Below are 15,042 nucleotides of genomic sequence, written 5' to 3' on the forward strand. Positions count from 1 at the left end.
CTCATGATTCGTTAAAATATTAACAGGATTTTCACCCATACGATTAATATACGATATTTTAATCTCAAGAATATATTGGGATGGTGAAGTTATCTGGGGTATACATTCACACTATATATATTATCCGAAGGCAGTTGCGCTACCGCCATACCCTGATAAAACTCACCATCTGCACGAAACGGATTTTACGCTTTTTCTCGTGACGAAATAGCTAATTCTCAATTCAATTAACATCCACTGTATTATCTGACCAATCACTCCCTCTCCGGTAGCCCGATAACAAACCTTGTCCCCCGCGCATCTGACGTTACCGCAACCGTGCCTTTATGCGCGACAACAATCGATTTCACTATCGCCAGCCCAATGCCGCTACCTTCACCTTTTCGCTGGCGGGAAGGATCAACGCGGTAGAAACGGTCAAACAAACGCGGTAAGTGCTCGGGCGCAATGGGCGTACCGGGGTTTTCGACGGTAACTTGCACCTGGTGATCGACCGTCTGGCAGCGCACTACAATTGCCTCTCCGGGCGGCGTATAACGCAGGGCGTTAGAAAGCAGGTTGCTTAGCGCCCGGCGCAGCATCAGCGGATCGCCCGCAACCTGACATTTGTCGCCAACAAACCGTAGTGCTACGCCGCGATCTTCCGCTAACGCCTCGAAAAAATCGAACACTTTGCCAACTTCATCCGCCAGGTTGAGCATTTTCTTTTCGGGGATTAACTGGTTGTTATCGGCCTGAGCGAGAAACAGCATATCGCTGACCATTTTCGCCATTCGCGTCAGCTCTTCGAGATTAGAGTAGAGCACATCTTCCAGCTCCTTCTGGCTGCGCGACTGGCTGAGGGCGATTTCCGTTTGCGTTATGAGATTCGTAATCGGCGTGCGAATTTCGTGGGCGATATCCGCTGAGAAATTGGACTGGCGGGTAAAGACATCCTCGATACGCTCGATCATATGGTTGAACGACAGCACCAGTTGTTCCAGTTCAATGGGCACGGTCTGTGGATCGAGGCGAACGTCGAGATCTTTCGAGGTAATGTTCTGGATTTGACGGCTGACGCTGCGAATTGGCGCGTGGCCTTTATGTACCGCCAACAGCACGATAAAGACGATCAGGATGCTGATGATCGATGCTGTCATAATAAGTTTATTCATCAAATCATTAATGTAATGAAGATGAAAATCGATAGACAGCGCGATGTAGAGCGTATAAATCGGTTTGCCGTCCACCAACGGGCCAACCGGCAAGTTAATCATCCGCCAGTTGCTGTGTTCCATATGCCCGTGACCGTGGCCTGGCATCATCATTGTCGGGCCGGAAAGGAGATACACCTCGCCGCCCCGAGCGTCTTTATCGGGTATGGCATCACGTGCAAACTCGCGGATATCCGGCGCACCGGGAGAGTGATACACCGTTTTACCGTGGCTATCTGCCAGGGAAATCAACACGTTGGAATAACCACTGACGATATCTTCCAGCGTCATTAAGCGTCGGGCTTGTGTCTCTTCGGGATGATTAAGAACGCGCTTGAATGTGGCGCTAATCTCTTTTAAATCATTAATATCCTGCTCGGCAAAATGCACTTTTACCGAGTGGATCATGATCCAGGCAAAGACGAAAAACGCTGCAATGGTGGCAAGGCTGATAAAAAAGGTCAGGCGGGTTGCCAGCGAAAACGGGCGCTGAAACGGCTTACTGGCCATCCGGCACCTCAAGCATATAGCCTACGCCGCGCACGGTCTGAATTAGCTTTGGCTCAAAGTCGTTGTCGATTTTGCCGCGCAGCCGCTTCACCGCCACATCAATGGCGTTAGTGTCGCTGTCGAAATTCATGTCCCACACCTGCGAGGCGATAAGCGAGCGGGGCAGCACTTCGCCCTGATGGCGAAGGAAAAATTCCAGCAGGGTAAATTCTTTAGTGGTCAGAGTGATGCGCGTGCCGCTGCGGGTGACTTTGCGGCTGACGAGATCGACCATCAGATCGGCAACCTGAAACTGACTTTCGATAATTACCGCCGCTCCGCGCCGCAGTAGAGTGCGCACCCGTGCCAGCAGTTCAGCAAAAGCGAACGGCTTCACCAGATAGTCATCCGCTCCCAGCTCCAGCCCCTTGACGCGATGTTCAATGGTGCCAAGCGCGGTAAGCAACAGAATCGGCATCCCTTTATTGGCGGAACGCAACATGCGCACGATATCCCAGCCGTTCACGTCCGGCAGCATAATATCGAGGATTATCAGGTCGTAATCTCCGGTCATCGCCAGATGGTAGCCATTCAGCCCGTTGTCGGCCAAATCAACCACAAAACCGGCCTCGGTTAACCCTTTGGTTAAGTATTCGCCGGTTTTCTTTTCATCTTCGACAATCAACAGTTTCATATTTCCTCCGCATGTTGCCCGGGCAATTCTAGAGTAGCGGGATCAGATGGCAATCGCTTATTGGCAAAATGACAATTTTGTCATTTTCCTGTCACCGGAAAATCAGAGCCTGGCGTGTAAAGTTGGCGGCATAAAATCACCAGAAATTATGTGCCTATGTCTCCTTGTAAACTTCTGCCATTTTGTGTGGCCCTTGCGCTAACCGGTTGTTCACTGGCACCGGAATATCAGCGTCCGGCAATGCCCGTGCCGCAGCAGTTCTCACTCAGCCAGAACGGCCTGGTTAACGCGGTAGATAACTACCAGAACGCGGGCTGGCGCACCTTTTTTGTTGATAATCAGGTGAAGACGCTGATTAGCGAGGCGCTGGTGAATAATCGGGATTTGCGCATGGCGACGCTGAAAGTGCAGGAGGCACGGGCGCAATATCGTCTGACCGATGCCGACCGCTACCCGCAGCTCAATGGCGAGGGTAGCGGCAGCTGGAGCGGCAATCTTAAAGGCGATTCAGCCACGACGCGGGAGTTCTCGACTGGCCTTAACGCCAGCTTTGATCTCGATTTTTTCGGTCGCTTAAAGAACATGAGCGAAGCCGAGCGACAAAATTATTTAGCCACTGAGGAAGCTCAGCGCGCGGTGCATATTCTGCTGGTTTCTAATGTCGCGCAAAGCTATTTCAATCAGCAACTGGCTTATGCGCAATTACAAATAGCCGAAGAAACGCTGCGTAATTATCAGCAGTCATATGCGTTTGTTGAAAAACAACTGTTGACCGGTAGCAGCAATGTTCTGGCGCTGGAACAGGCTCGCGGGGTGATAGAAAGTACCCGCAGTGATATCGCTAAACGTCAGGGGGAACTGGCGCAGGCGAATAATGCATTGCAACTGTTATTGGGAAACTACGGCAAGCTGCCGCAAGCGCAGACAGTAAACAGCGACAGCCTGCAAAGCGTTAAATTACCGGCGGGCTTGTCGTCGCAAATCTTGTTGCAGCGCCCGGATATTATGGAAGCTGAACACGCGTTAATGGCGGCTAATGCCAATATTGGTGCTGCGCGTGCGGCATTTTTCCCGTCTATAAGCCTGACCAGTGGAATATCAACCGCCAGCAGCGATCTGTCATCATTATTTAACGCCAGCAGCGGGATGTGGAATTTTATTCCCAAAATTGAGATCCCCATTTTTAATGCCGGACGCAACCAGGCCAATCTGGATATCGCCGAAATTCGCCAGCAGCAGTCGGTGGTGAATTATGAACAGAAAATTCAGAACGCCTTTAAAGAAGTGGCAGATGCGCTGGCATTACGTCAAAGCCTGAACGATCAAATCAGCGCCCAGCAGCGTTATCTGGCGTCGCTGCAAATTACGTTGCAACGGGCGCGGGCATTATATCAGCACGGCGCGGTAAGTTATCTGGAAGTGCTGGATGCCGAGCGTTCCTTATTTGCAACCCGACAAACTTTACTCGACCTGAATTATGCCCGTCAGGTTAACGAAATTTCTTTATATACCGCCTTAGGGGGCGGTTGGCAGCAATAATTTTTAACTTCAGGAGAGAATAAATGAAAAAAGCACTGCAAGTCGCAATGTTCAGTCTGTTTACTGTTATTGGCTTTAATGCCCAGGCTAACGAACATCATCATGAAACCATGAGCGAGGCACAACCACAGGTCATTAGCGCCACCGGTGTGGTAAAAACTATTGATCTGGAAAGCAAAAAAATCACCATCCACCACGATCCGATTGCCGCCGTGAACTGGCCGGAGATGACCATGCGCTTTACCATCACCCCGCAGACGAAAATGAGTGAAATTAAAACTGGCGACAAAGTAGCGTTTAATTTTGTCCAGCAGGGCAACCTTTCTTTATTACAGGATATTAAAGTCAGCCAGTAACCCAGGTTTAATGAGATGAAAAAAATCGCGCTTATTATCGGCAGCATGATCGCGGGCGGTATTATTTCTGCGGCAGGTTTTACCTGGTTTGCAAAGGCTGAACCGCCCGCAGAAAAAACGCCGACCGCAGAACGTAAAATATTATTCTGGTACGACCCGATGTATCCCAATACGCGGTTCGATAAACCAGGTAAATCGCCGTTTATGGATATGGATCTGGTGCCGAAATATGCCGATGAAGAGAGTTCTGCGTCTGGTGTGCGCATTGACCCGACCCAGACGCAAAATCTGGGGGTGAAAACGGCGACCGTCACGCGCGGGCCGCTGACTTTTGCCCAGAGTTTCCCGGCGAATGTCAGTTACAACGAGTATCAGTTTGCCATTGTGCAGGCCCGCGCCGCTGGGTTTATCGACAAGGTGTATCCGCTCACCGTGGGCGATAAAGTGCAAAAGGGCACACCGCTTCTCGACCTGACCATTCCCGACTGGGTGGAAGCGCAGAGTGAGTATTTACTGCTGCGTGAAACCGGCGGGACGGCGACCCAGACCGACGGTATTCTTGAACGCCTGCGGCTGGCGGGAATGCCGGAGGCCGATATTCGCCGCCTGATCGCCACGCAAAAAATCCAGACTCGCTTTACGCTCAAAGCGCCCATTGATGGCGTGATCACCGCGTTTGATCTGCGCGCGGGAATGAATATCGCCAAAGATAACGTGGTCGCGAAAATTCAGGGTATGGACCCGGTGTGGGTCACTGCTGCGATCCCGGAGTCCATCGCCTGGCTGGTGAAAGATGCCTCGCAGTTTACGCTCACCGTTCCGGCGCGACCGGATAAAACGCTCAGCATCCGCAAATGGACCCTTCTACCCGGCGTGGATGCCGCGACCCGCACGCTGCAACTGCGTCTGGAAGTCGACAACGCCGACGAGGCGCTAAAACCGGGAATGAACGCCTGGTTGCAACTCAACACCGCCAGCGAACCGATGCTGCTCATTCCGTCACAGGCACTGATTGATACTGGTAACGAACAGCGGGTGATTACCGTTGATGCCGACGGGCGCTTTGTACCGAAACGCGTTGCTGTTTTCCAGGCGTCGCAAGGCGTCACCGCGCTACGTTCTGGTCTGGCGGAAGGTGAAAAGGTGGTTTCCAGCGGCCTGTTCCTGATTGATTCTGAAGCCAATATTTCTGGCGCACTGGAGCGGATGCGCTCTGAAAGTGCTACCCATGCGCATTGAGGGAATAACCAATGATTGAATGGATTATTCGTCGCTCGGTGGCGAACCGTTTTCTGGTGCTGATGGGCGCGTTGTTTCTGAGTATCTGGGGCACCTGGACTATCATTAACACGCCAGTGGATGCGCTGCCGGATCTCTCCGATGTGCAGGTGATTATTAAAACCAGCTATCCCGGTCAGGCACCGCAAATCGTTGAAAATCAGGTGACTTATCCGCTAACCACCACCATGTTGTCAGTACCTGGCGCGAAGACTGTGCGCGGTTTCTCGCAGTTTGGCGACTCTTATGTATATGTCATTTTCGAAGATGGCACTGATCCGTACTGGGCGCGCTCGCGGGTGCTGGAGTACCTCAACCAGGTACAGGGTAAGCTGCCTGCGGGAGTCAGCGCCGAGTTGGGACCAGATGCCACGGGTGTTGGCTGGATCTATGAATATGCACTGGTGGATCGCAGCGGTAAGCACGATCTGGCCGATTTACGCTCATTGCAGGACTGGTTTCTCAAATATGAGTTAAAAACTATCCCTGACGTTGCGGAAGTGGCGTCGGTAGGTGGTGTGGTGAAAGAGTATCAGGTGGTTATCGATCCCCAGCGCCTGGCGCAATATGGCATCAGTCTCGCCGAAGTAAAAAGCGCGCTGGATGCTTCAAACCAGGAAGCGGGCGGTTCGTCGATCGAACTGGCGGAAGCGGAATATATGGTGCGCGCCAGCGGCTATCTGCAAACGCTCGACGACTTTAATCACATCGTTTTAAAAGCCAGTGAAAATGGCGTGCCCGTCTATCTGCGTGATGTTGCGAAGGTCCAGGTTGGCCCGGAAATGCGCCGGGGCATTGCCGAACTGAATGGCGAAGGAGAAGTGGCGGGTGGGGTGGTGATCCTGCGTTCCGGCAAAAACGCCCGTGAAGTGATCGCTGCCGTGAAGGACAAACTGGAAACGCTGAAAAGCAGTCTGCCGGAAGGCGTGGAGATAGTTACAACATACGATCGCAGCCAGCTCATTGACCGCGCCATCGACAACCTCAGCGGCAAGTTGCTGGAAGAGTTTATTGTAGTGGCGGTAGTCTGTGCGCTGTTTCTCTGGCATGTGCGCTCGGCGCTGGTGGCGATTATTTCGTTGCCGCTGGGGTTGTGTATTGCTTTTATTATCATGCACTTCCAGGGGCTGAATGCCAATATTATGTCGCTGGGCGGTATTGCGATTGCCGTCGGGGCGATGGTCGATGCCGCTATCGTCATGATCGAGAATGCGCATAAACGGCTGGAAGAGTGGCAGCACCAGCATCCTGACGCCACGCTGGATAATAAAACGCGCTGGCAGGTGATCACCGATGCATCTGTTGAAGTGGGGCCAGCGCTGTTTATCAGTCTGCTGATTATCACGCTGTCGTTTATCCCGATCTTCACCCTGGAAGGGCAGGAAGGGCGTCTGTTTGGCCCGCTGGCGTTCACCAAAACGTATGCGATGGCGGGCGCGGCGCTGCTGGCGATCGTAGTGATCCCCATCCTGATGGGCTACTGGATCCGTGGAAAAATTCCACCGGAAAGCAGTAACCCGCTCAATCGCTTTTTGATTCGTGTTTATCATCCGCTATTGCTGAAAGTACTGCACTGGCCGAAAACCACGCTGTTGGTGGCAGCGCTTTCGGTGCTGACGGTTCTCTGGCCGCTCAATAAAGTTGGCGGAGAATTTTTACCGCAGATCAATGAAGGCGACTTGTTGTATATGCCATCGACACTGCCGGGGATTTCCGCAGCGGAGGCGGCGAGTATGCTGCAAAAAACCGACAAGCTGATTATGAGCGTGCCGGAAGTGGCGCGGGTGTTTGGCAAAACCGGGAAAGCGGAAACCGCCACCGACTCCGCACCGCTGGAGATGGTAGAAACGACCATCCAGCTTAAGCCACAGGATCAGTGGCGGCCAGGCATGACGATGGACAAAATCATTGAGGAACTGGACAACACCGTGCGTCTGCCGGGGCTGGCGAATCTGTGGGTGCCGCCAATCCGTAACCGTATCGATATGCTCTCAACCGGCATTAAAAGCCCCATCGGCATTAAAGTTTCCGGCACTGTGCTGGCGGATATCGACGCGATGGCGGAGCAAATTGAAGAAGTGGCGCGAACGGTGCCAGGCGTGGCTTCTGCCCTTGCCGAGCGTCTGGAAGGTGGGCGCTATATCAACGTTGAGATCAACCGTGAAAAAGCCGCCCGTTACGGTATGACGGTGGCGGATGTGCAGTTGTTTGTGACATCTGCGGTGGGTGGGGCGATGGTTGGTGAAACGGTGGAAGGGATTGCCCGTTATCCAATTAATCTGCGTTATCCGCAAAGCTGGCGCGATAGCCCACAGGCGCTGCGCCAGCTACCGATCCTGACGCCGATGAAGCAGCAAATCACCCTGGCGGATGTGGCCGACGTTAAAGTCTCTACCGGACCGTCGATGCTGAAAACCGAGAATGCGCGTCCGACAAGCTGGATTTATATCGATGCCCGCGATCGTGACATGGTGTCGGTGGTTCACGATTTGCAAAAAGCGATTGCCGGGAAAGTGCAGTTAAAACCGGGCACCAGCGTGGCATTCTCCGGGCAGTTCGAGCTACTGGAGCGCGCCAACCATAAGCTGAAACTCATGGTGCCGATGACGTTGATGATCATCTTCGTGCTGTTGTATCTGGCGTTCCGTCGCGTGGGTGAAGCGTTACTGATTATCAGCAGCGTACCGTTTGCGCTGGTGGGTGGCATCTGGTTGCTGTGGTGGATGGACTTTCATCTTTCCGTGGCAACGGGCACTGGCTTTATCGCCCTCGCGGGAGTCGCCGCCGAATTTGGCGTGGTGATGCTGATGTATTTACGTCACGCCATAGAGGCAGAGCCGTCGTTGAATAATCCGCAAACATTCAGCGAGCAGAAGCTGGATGAGGCGTTGTATCACGGCGCAGTGCTGCGTGTGCGCCCGAAAGCGATGACGGTGGCGGTGATTATCGCGGGTCTGCTGCCGATTTTGTGGGGAACGGGGGCAGGTTCAGAGGTGATGAGCCGGATTGCCGCGCCGATGATTGGCGGCATGATCACCGCACCTTTGCTGTCGCTGTTTATTATTCCGGCGGCGTATAAGCTGATGTGGCTGCACCGACACCGGGTACGGAAATAAAAGCAAGATACCCGGTTTAACCGTGTGGATTGTGTCTTGCGACGATGGGCACTAAATGTTAAAAGGTGCCCCTCAACAAAAAAGACACACAGGGGAAAGGCGTGAAAAACGCGTCAACCGTATCGGAAGATACTGCGTCGAATCAAGAGCCGACGCTTCATCGCGGATTACATAACCGTCATATTCAACTGATTGCGCTGGGCGGCGCCATTGGTACTGGTCTGTTTCTTGGCATTGGCCCGGCGATTCAGATGGCCGGTCCGGCTGTGTTGCTGGGCTACGGCGTCGCCGGGATCATCGCTTTCCTGATTATGCGCCAGCTTGGCGAGATGGTGGTTGAGGAGCCGGTATCCGGTTCGTTTGCCCACTTTGCCTATAAATACTGGGGACCGTTTGCGGGCTTCCTCTCTGGCTGGAACTACTGGGTGATGTTCGTACTGGTGGGGATGGCTGAGCTGACCGCTGCGGGCATCTATATGCAGTACTGGTTCCCGGATGTTCCAACGTGGATCTGGGCTGCCGCCTTCTTTATTATCATCAACGCCGTTAACCTGGTGAACGTGCGCTTATATGGCGAAACTGAGTTCTGGTTTGCGCTGATTAAAGTGCTGGCAATTATCGGCATGATTGGCTTTGGCCTGTGGCTGCTGTTTTCTGGTCACGGCGGCGAGAAAGCCAGTATCGACAACCTCTGGCGCTACGGTGGTTTCTTTGCCACTGGCTGGAATGGGCTGATTTTGTCCCTGGCGGTGATCATGTTTTCCTTCGGCGGTCTGGAGCTGATTGGGATTACTGCTGCTGAAGCGCGCGATCCGGAAAAAAGCATTCCGAAAGCGGTAAATCAGGTGGTGTATCGCATTCTGCTGTTTTATATCGGTTCACTGGTGGTTTTACTGGCGCTCTACCCGTGGGTGGAAGTGAAATCCAACAGTAGCCCGTTTGTGATGATTTTCCATAATCTCGACAGCAACGTGGTGGCTTCTGCGCTGAACTTCGTCATTCTGGTGGCATCGCTGTCGGTGTATAACAGCGGGGTTTACTCTAACAGCCGCATGCTGTTTGGCCTTTCTGTGCAGGGTAATGCGCCGAAGTTTCTTACCCGCGTTAGCCATCGCGGTGTGCCGATCAACTCGCTGATGCTTTCCGGGGCGATCACTTCTCTGGTGGTGCTGATTAACTATCTGCTGCCGCAAAAAGCGTTTGGTCTGCTGATGGCGCTGGTGGTGGCAACGCTGCTGTTGAACTGGATTATGATCTGTCTGGCGCATCTGCGTTTTCGCGCGGCGATGCGACGTCAGGGACGAGAAACACAGTTTAAAGCGCTGCTCTATCCGTTCGGCAACTATCTCTGCATTGCCTTCCTCGGCATGATTTTGCTGCTGATGTGCACGTTGGATGATATGCGCTTGTCGGCAATTTTGCTGCCGGTGTGGATTGTATTCCTGTTTGTGGCGTTTAAAACATTGCGTAGAAAAGCGAATTAAGCTGATGTGAGGCTGATTTGCCCGATGCGCAAGCTTATCGGGCCTACAATTTGTAACGATTCTGTAAGTCGGATAAGGCGTTCACGCCGCATCCGACAAAACGAAGTCAACCATCTGAATCCGCTCTCATCCATTCGATGAGAGCGGATTTTTTAATTACTGCTTAAATGCACCTGCCAGGGAGCGAATATCATTGCCGGTTGGCGACTGATGAAGCCGCAGACCAAACTCTTCGACAATCGCAAATATGTGGTCGAAAATATCAGCCTGAATACTTTCATATTCCAGCCACACCACGGTGTTGGTAAACGCATAGATCTCGAGCGGTAAACCGTTATCGCCAGGAGCCAGTTGGCGTACCATTAAGGTCATATCTTTACGAATCCGTGGATGGTTACGTAGATATTCGTTCAGATAGGCGCGAAAGGTTCCAATATTGGTCATTCGACGCAGGTTTAATACCGACTCCGTAGAACCTTGCTGGCGATTCCACTCATTAATTTCCTGATGGCGGCTGGTTAAATAAGGTTTTAACAAATGCGCTTTATTCAGACGTTGCATTTCGTCTTCATCAAGAAAATGAATACTGGTGACATCAATGCTGATACTGCGTTTAATACGTCGCCCGCCGGATGCTGACATCCCGCTCCAGTTTTTAAAGGAGTCAGAAACCAGAGACCAGGTAGGAATAGTGGTAATGGTATTGTCCCAGTTACGCACTTTGACGGTGGTTAACCCAATATCGATCACCGCGCCATCCGCGCCGTATTTCGGCATCTCCAGCCAGTCGCCCAGTTTCAGCATATCGTTCGCGGAAAGCTGAATACCTGCCACCAGACCAAGAATCGGATCTTTAAATACCAACATCAGCACGGCAGCCATTGCACCAAGACCGCTGATCAGAATCGCTGGCGATTGACCAATCAGCAGCGAGATCATCAAAATGCCGACCAGAATCGCGCCGATCAGTTTAATCCCCTGAAATATCCCTTTCAGCGGTAACTGAGACGCCGCCGGGAATTTCTGCGCCAGATTCAAAATAACATCCAGCAACGAGAAGACTGAAAGCAGTGCATACATCATGATCCACAACTGCGCGCAGGTGGTCAGAATATCAGCCGCTTCGGTGCCTTTTTGCAGCCAGAATACCGCCTGAATATTGACGATAATCCCCTGCAAGGTGAAAGCTAAACGGTGGAAGAGTTTATTCTGGGTAATGATTTGCAACCATAGCCGTGAACTGGCGATGGCACGTTTTTCGAAGGTCCGTAGTACTACCCAGTGCAAAATAATATGCACCACAACGGCAGTCAGAAAAATAATACCGAAAATCATCACCATCGAGGTGGTGTGATCAAACTCAATACCCGCTAAATCTTCAACCTGGGATATTAAATCCTGCATAACGTCTCCTTTATACAACAGTAGCCTATGATGACGGCTGAAACAGGGTTATGCAAATAAGGAAAATCTGAGGGGAAATAGCCGGGCGGATGCCCGGCAAAGGAGAATTACACTTCGGTTAAGGTGATACTTTGCGGCAGACGAGATTTCGGCAGAGTCGCGTTAAAATCCTCTACGCTATGATGGCCCACTGGAACCACCACCAGGCTGGTGTAGCCTTTCTCTTTCAAACCGAATTCTTCATCGAGGATTGCGGCGTCAAAACCTTCGATTGGCACCGCGTCCAGACCCAGCGCCGCAACGCCCAGCAGGAAGTTACCGACGTTGAGGTAAACCTGTTTTGCCATCCACTCAGCATCATCATGCAGATCTTTACGGTGCATATCGGCGAAGAATTTGCGACCTTTATCGTTCGCGGCTTTCGCTTCCGGCGTGGCAAAGCGGCCATCGGCATCTTCCTGGTCAACAACCTGTTTCAGCCAGGCATCGTCCATCGCGGTTTTCGCGCAGAACACCACGACGTGCGAGGCATCAAGCATTTTGCGCTCGTTGAACACGTAATTATCGGCGGCGGATTTGGCAACACGCGCTTTGCCTTCTTCCGTGCTGGCAACAATAAAATGCCACGGCTGGGAGTTGGTGCTGGATGGGCTGTATTGCAGAAGAGTTTTGATCTGCTCGGCCTGTTCCGGGGTAAGTTTTTTGCTGGCATCAAATGCCTTAGTGGAATGACGCTTTAAGGCGACAGAAATGATATCCATAAAGACTCCATGTGTATGTAATTTTGGGTGCCAGCAGATTACAAGGTTCAACGAGAAATGGTAAGCGAGAAAAATGCGCTATAGATTTTCGCTTTTACTCTGGGCGCACTCTTTTTTGATCGCGTTTAGATAAGCCATCAACCACTAAATTCCATGAATCATCGATAAGATCGCGCAGTAACGCTTCGGAGATCTCATCGCCTGGATACACTGAAATCCAGTGCTTCTTATTCATGTGATACCCTGGCTTAATGCTCGGGTATATCTGCTGATTTAACAGGGATTTTTGTGGATCGGACTTCAAATTGATAAAGGGGACGCCGCGCAGCTCCGACGACAGCATAAAAATCTTGCCGCCAATTTTAAAAACATCGAACTCCGGGCCAAAAGGCCAGCAAAGCTCGACAAAGGGTAACTCAAGGGCCAGGCGTTTCGCCGTTTCGTGCAGTGATTGCTTATCCATAAACGTTCCTTTAGGCGAAGGAGAATAAGCAAAGTATGCCGTGAAGTACGGTGATAATCGACGTTTAATCCGCCAGTGAGAACCAGCGTTGCCAGATAAAGCGCAGAACAAAATACTCAATTGCGCCCAGCACTAAAAACCACAGGCAAAACAATAAAGTGTAAAGTTGGCTAAGATCCATCAGATGGAACGTGTTCACCAGTTTTTGTGCCAGCGTCAGCCCCAGTGCGGGGGCGGGCAGCAGCAGGCAAGAGAGGAAAGCCATCAGCAAAATGCCTGCTGCGGTGGTTAAGGTTTCTAAAGGGTGTTTCATAACATTGTTAAATGTAAGTTAAAACACCATTGTCAGGGATATTCTTCTGTAAGGCAATTCCCGACTTATTCTCCGACCCAAATCTCACAATGCTTTTTCACCAGTCCAATCAGAGAGCCGCCATCGGCGACGAAATCACGCATCAGCTGCGCTTCATTCAGACCGCTGACGACCTGGCGATGCAGGGCATCAATCGCGCTCGATGCGCCAATTTTATCTGCGGAAGGGGCGATTTTTTCCAGTAAACGCAAGGTGTCTTCCGTTAGTGGCCGACGATTGCCAGTGTGCGGATCGGTAATGGCACCCTCCAGCCCATAACGGCAGGCCTGGAAGCGGTTGAATTTATACAGCAGGTAATCTTTCTCCTGATGTTTGAACGGGCGTTCCGTCAGTAACCAGTGGGCGGTGGCCTGAATTAATCCCGCCATATTTACCGCGTGGCTAAGGGTTAATGGGGTATCCATCACCCGAACTTCCACCGTGCCAAAATGGGGGCTGGGGCGAATATCCCAGTGCAGATCTTTAATGCTGTCGATCATCATGGTGTAACTCAGACAACGAAACAGGGCTTCAAATTGTTGCCAGTTACTGACCCACGGCATTGGGCCATTGTCGGGAAAGGCGGAAAAAATATTCGGTCTTGAGGAAGCAAAGCGTGTATCCGTTCCCTGCATATACGGCGATGCGGCAGAAAGGGCGATAAAGTGCGGCACAAACCGCGACAAGCCGTGCAGCAAATAAATGGCGTCATCGCCACTGGCGCAGCCAACATGGACATGCTGACCAAAAACGGTCGCCTGCTGAATGAGATAACCAAAGTTTTCCAGCGTTCGTTGATAGCGTTCGTTATCGCATACCTCCTGACGCTGCCATTTCTGAAACGGGTGCGTGCCACCGCCGCAAATTTCCAGATGATGGTCTGCGGCTGCCTGCAATACGACTTTCTGCATCGCTGAAAATTGCCCGGCAGCCTGGTTGATATCACGGCAAACATCCGTCGCCAGCTCCAGCATGCTTTCGGTGATATCGTGCTTTACTTCCCCGGCAGTGATCTGATTTTTAACCGCGTCAATCAGCGTTGAAGAGTCCTGGCTTAAGTCATAGCCCGGCGGATTAACCACCTGCATTTCCAGTTCAATACCGAGGGTAAAAGGTTCAGAGACTTGAAAATCGGGTATTGGCATAGGTTTCTCTTATGTTGGCGTTTTCATTTCAGTATAGAAGTGGGAGCGGCCGGGGGAGATGCGGAAGTTCTGGAATGTTTCTTTTTTTTGGTGATGGTGAACTGATTGTGACTGAAGAAGTTTGGCTACTTTTGCAATGTGCCAAGTTATGGCAGAGCTGGCTGGCGGCGGAGAATTTTGATGATTGAGGGGCGAAGGAAAAACTGGCTTAGTTTCGGTTGATCTAATGCGTAGTGAGAAGTCCGAAATAAGACCAACTGTATAAATAAACAGCTATTTTGCTAAGGAAGGGTAAGATGACTGCGGGTGCCTGAAGCTTTCCGGTTTCAGGTTTACTCTGAGGTCTGGAAAGATGAAGCCCCAGGAGATATTTCTATCAACCCTGGGGCTGCCACTCCAAACCCGAACAATTTGGATGGTAGTCCCTTCTTCGCATGGAGGCAATATAAACATGCTGACGAAATATGCCCTTGTGGCAGTCATAGTGCTGTGTTTGACGGTGCTGGGATTTACGCTTCTGGTCGGAGACTCGCTGTGTGAGTTTACGGTGAAGGAACGTAATATTGAGTTTAAGGCTGTTCTCGCTTACGAACCGAAGAAGTAGCCGTTGTGCGGAGAGTAATCCCCGCATATCCGGTTGTCAGGTCAGGGTGGTAAGGCACCTGTTTTACACTTTCGCCCGCGGTCAGTGATGGCTGCGGGCGATGTCGTTTTAAGGGCAATGATCAGTTTTGCCAACAGAAGTCCGAAACAGGACTCACTGTATAA

General features: G+C 51.6%; 13 protein-coding genes and 1 pseudogene. 6 read left to right on the forward strand and 8 right to left on the reverse strand.

Annotation, left to right across the window (positions count from 1 at the left end):
• Window positions 1-254: 254 nt before the first annotated feature.
• Together cusS and cusR are read right to left on the reverse strand one after the other, a co-directional pair.
• Window positions 255-1,703 (reverse strand): Cu(+)/Ag(+) sensor histidine kinase CusS, encoded by a 1,449-nt coding sequence (gene cusS, locus ATB02_RS17840; protein ID WP_105272003.1) that lies wholly within the window; start codon window positions 1,701-1,703, stop codon window positions 255-257.
• Window positions 1,693-2,376 (reverse strand): copper response regulator transcription factor CusR, encoded by a 684-nt coding sequence (gene cusR, locus ATB02_RS17845; protein ID WP_046083680.1) that lies wholly within the window; start codon window positions 2,374-2,376, stop codon window positions 1,693-1,695. Before cusR ends, cusS begins: the two co-directional genes overlap by 11 nt.
• A gap of 156 nt (window positions 2,377-2,532) precedes the next feature.
• Here cusR and cusC point away from each other — a divergent pair, with 156 nt between their 5' ends.
• The 5 genes from cusC (at window position 2,533) to pheP (ending at window position 10,149) form a co-directional block, all read left to right on the forward strand.
• Entirely contained in the window at window positions 2,533-3,915 is a 1,383-nt protein-coding gene (cusC, locus tag ATB02_RS17855; RefSeq protein ID WP_105272004.1) for a Cu(+)/Ag(+) efflux RND transporter outer membrane channel CusC, read from the forward strand.
• Window positions 3,916-3,938: 23 nt separating this feature from the next.
• The gene (cusF, locus tag ATB02_RS17860; protein WP_000709876.1) at window positions 3,939-4,271 is read left to right on the forward strand and encodes a Cu(+)/Ag(+) efflux RND transporter periplasmic metallochaperone CusF; all 333 of its coding nucleotides are present in this window, start codon (window positions 3,939-3,941) and stop codon (window positions 4,269-4,271) included.
• A 15-nt stretch (window positions 4,272-4,286) separates the two neighbouring features.
• Window positions 4,287-5,510 carry a Cu(+)/Ag(+) efflux RND transporter periplasmic adaptor subunit CusB gene (gene cusB / locus ATB02_RS17865; RefSeq protein WP_046080577.1) on the forward strand — a complete coding sequence of 408 codons (1,224 nt, stop codon included), beginning with the start codon at window positions 4,287-4,289 and terminating at the stop codon, window positions 5,508-5,510.
• Window positions 5,511-5,521: 11 nt separating this feature from the next.
• Window positions 5,522-8,665: a Cu(+)/Ag(+) efflux RND transporter permease subunit CusA gene (gene cusA, locus ATB02_RS17870; RefSeq protein WP_105272005.1), complete on the forward strand. Its 3,144-nt coding sequence runs from the start codon at window positions 5,522-5,524 to the stop codon at window positions 8,663-8,665.
• Window positions 8,666-8,766: 101 nt separating this feature from the next.
• Window positions 8,767-10,149 carry a phenylalanine transporter gene (pheP, locus tag ATB02_RS17875; RefSeq protein WP_105272006.1) on the forward strand — a complete coding sequence of 461 codons (1,383 nt, stop codon included), beginning with the start codon at window positions 8,767-8,769 and terminating at the stop codon, window positions 10,147-10,149.
• Between the two features lie 156 nt (window positions 10,150-10,305).
• Here pheP and ybdG read toward each other — a convergent pair whose 3' ends face one another.
• From ybdG to ATB02_RS27005, 6 genes and pseudogenes are all read right to left on the reverse strand, one after another.
• Window positions 10,306-11,553, reverse strand: a complete 1,248-nt coding sequence (gene ybdG, locus ATB02_RS17880; protein WP_001153126.1) for a mechanosensitive ion channel YbdG — start codon at window positions 11,551-11,553, stop codon at window positions 10,306-10,308.
• Window positions 11,554-11,660: 107 nt separating this feature from the next.
• Complete coding sequence (gene nfsB / locus ATB02_RS17885) at window positions 11,661-12,314, reverse strand: oxygen-insensitive NAD(P)H nitroreductase (RefSeq protein WP_105272007.1); 654 nt, start codon at window positions 12,312-12,314, stop codon at window positions 11,661-11,663.
• Window positions 12,315-12,408: 94 nt separating this feature from the next.
• A complete protein-coding gene (locus tag ATB02_RS17890; RefSeq protein WP_000360943.1) occupies window positions 12,409-12,777 on the reverse strand; it encodes an MmcQ/YjbR family DNA-binding protein in 369 nt (122 codons plus the stop codon).
• A gap of 64 nt (window positions 12,778-12,841) precedes the next feature.
• Window positions 12,842-13,090: a DUF1158 domain-containing protein gene (locus ATB02_RS17895; protein WP_105272008.1), complete on the reverse strand. Its 249-nt coding sequence runs from the start codon at window positions 13,088-13,090 to the stop codon at window positions 12,842-12,844.
• A gap of 65 nt (window positions 13,091-13,155) precedes the next feature.
• On the reverse strand, window positions 13,156-14,274 hold the full coding sequence (locus ATB02_RS17900) for a YbdK family carboxylate-amine ligase (RefSeq protein ID WP_105272009.1): 1,119 nt from the start codon (window positions 14,272-14,274) through the stop codon (window positions 13,156-13,158).
• Window positions 14,275-14,497: 223 nt separating this feature from the next.
• Window positions 14,498-14,757: pseudogene (locus ATB02_RS27005) on the reverse strand (hypothetical protein).
• On the opposite strand from ATB02_RS27005, the gene hokE reads away from it, so the two are divergent.
• Window positions 14,726-14,878, forward strand: coding sequence for a type I toxin-antitoxin system toxin HokE (gene hokE, locus ATB02_RS17915; RefSeq protein WP_000956465.1), 153 nt, complete (start codon window positions 14,726-14,728; stop codon window positions 14,876-14,878). The pseudogene ATB02_RS27005 and the gene hokE sit on opposite strands and share 32 nt — an antisense overlap.
• Window positions 14,879-15,042 lie beyond the last annotated feature (164 nt).

The sequence above is a fragment of the Escherichia sp. MOD1-EC5189 genome, assembly GCF_002966045.1.
GTDB lineage: Bacteria > Pseudomonadota > Gammaproteobacteria > Enterobacterales > Enterobacteriaceae > Escherichia > Escherichia coli_F.

What these genes read in the sequence shown, in the direction of transcription:
- cusS (WP_105272003.1), bottom strand. Translation starts at nt 1,703, where the DNA reads ATGGCCAGTAAGCCGTTTCAGCGCCCGTTTTCGCTGGCAACCCGCCTG.
- cusR (WP_046083680.1), bottom strand. Translation starts at nt 2,376, where the DNA reads ATGAAACTGTTGATTGTCGAAGATGAAAAGAAAACCGGCGAATACTTA.
- cusC (WP_105272004.1), top strand. Translation starts at nt 2,533, where the DNA reads ATGTCTCCTTGTAAACTTCTGCCATTTTGTGTGGCCCTTGCGCTAACC.
- cusF (WP_000709876.1), top strand. Translation starts at nt 3,939, where the DNA reads ATGAAAAAAGCACTGCAAGTCGCAATGTTCAGTCTGTTTACTGTTATT.
- cusB (WP_046080577.1), top strand. Translation starts at nt 4,287, where the DNA reads ATGAAAAAAATCGCGCTTATTATCGGCAGCATGATCGCGGGCGGTATT.
- cusA (WP_105272005.1), top strand. Translation starts at nt 5,522, where the DNA reads ATGATTGAATGGATTATTCGTCGCTCGGTGGCGAACCGTTTTCTGGTG.
- ybdG (WP_001153126.1), bottom strand. Translation starts at nt 11,553, where the DNA reads ATGCAGGATTTAATATCCCAGGTTGAAGATTTAGCGGGTATTGAGTTT.
- nfsB (WP_105272007.1), bottom strand. Translation starts at nt 12,314, where the DNA reads ATGGATATCATTTCTGTCGCCTTAAAGCGTCATTCCACTAAGGCATTT.
- ATB02_RS17890 (WP_000360943.1), bottom strand. Translation starts at nt 12,777, where the DNA reads ATGGATAAGCAATCACTGCACGAAACGGCGAAACGCCTGGCCCTTGAG.
- ATB02_RS17895 (WP_105272008.1), bottom strand. Translation starts at nt 13,090, where the DNA reads ATGAAACACCCTTTAGAAACCTTAACCACCGCAGCAGGCATTTTGCTG.
- ATB02_RS17900 (WP_105272009.1), bottom strand. Translation starts at nt 14,274, where the DNA reads ATGCCAATACCCGATTTTCAAGTCTCTGAACCTTTTACCCTCGGTATT.
- hokE (WP_000956465.1), top strand. Translation starts at nt 14,726, where the DNA reads ATGCTGACGAAATATGCCCTTGTGGCAGTCATAGTGCTGTGTTTGACG.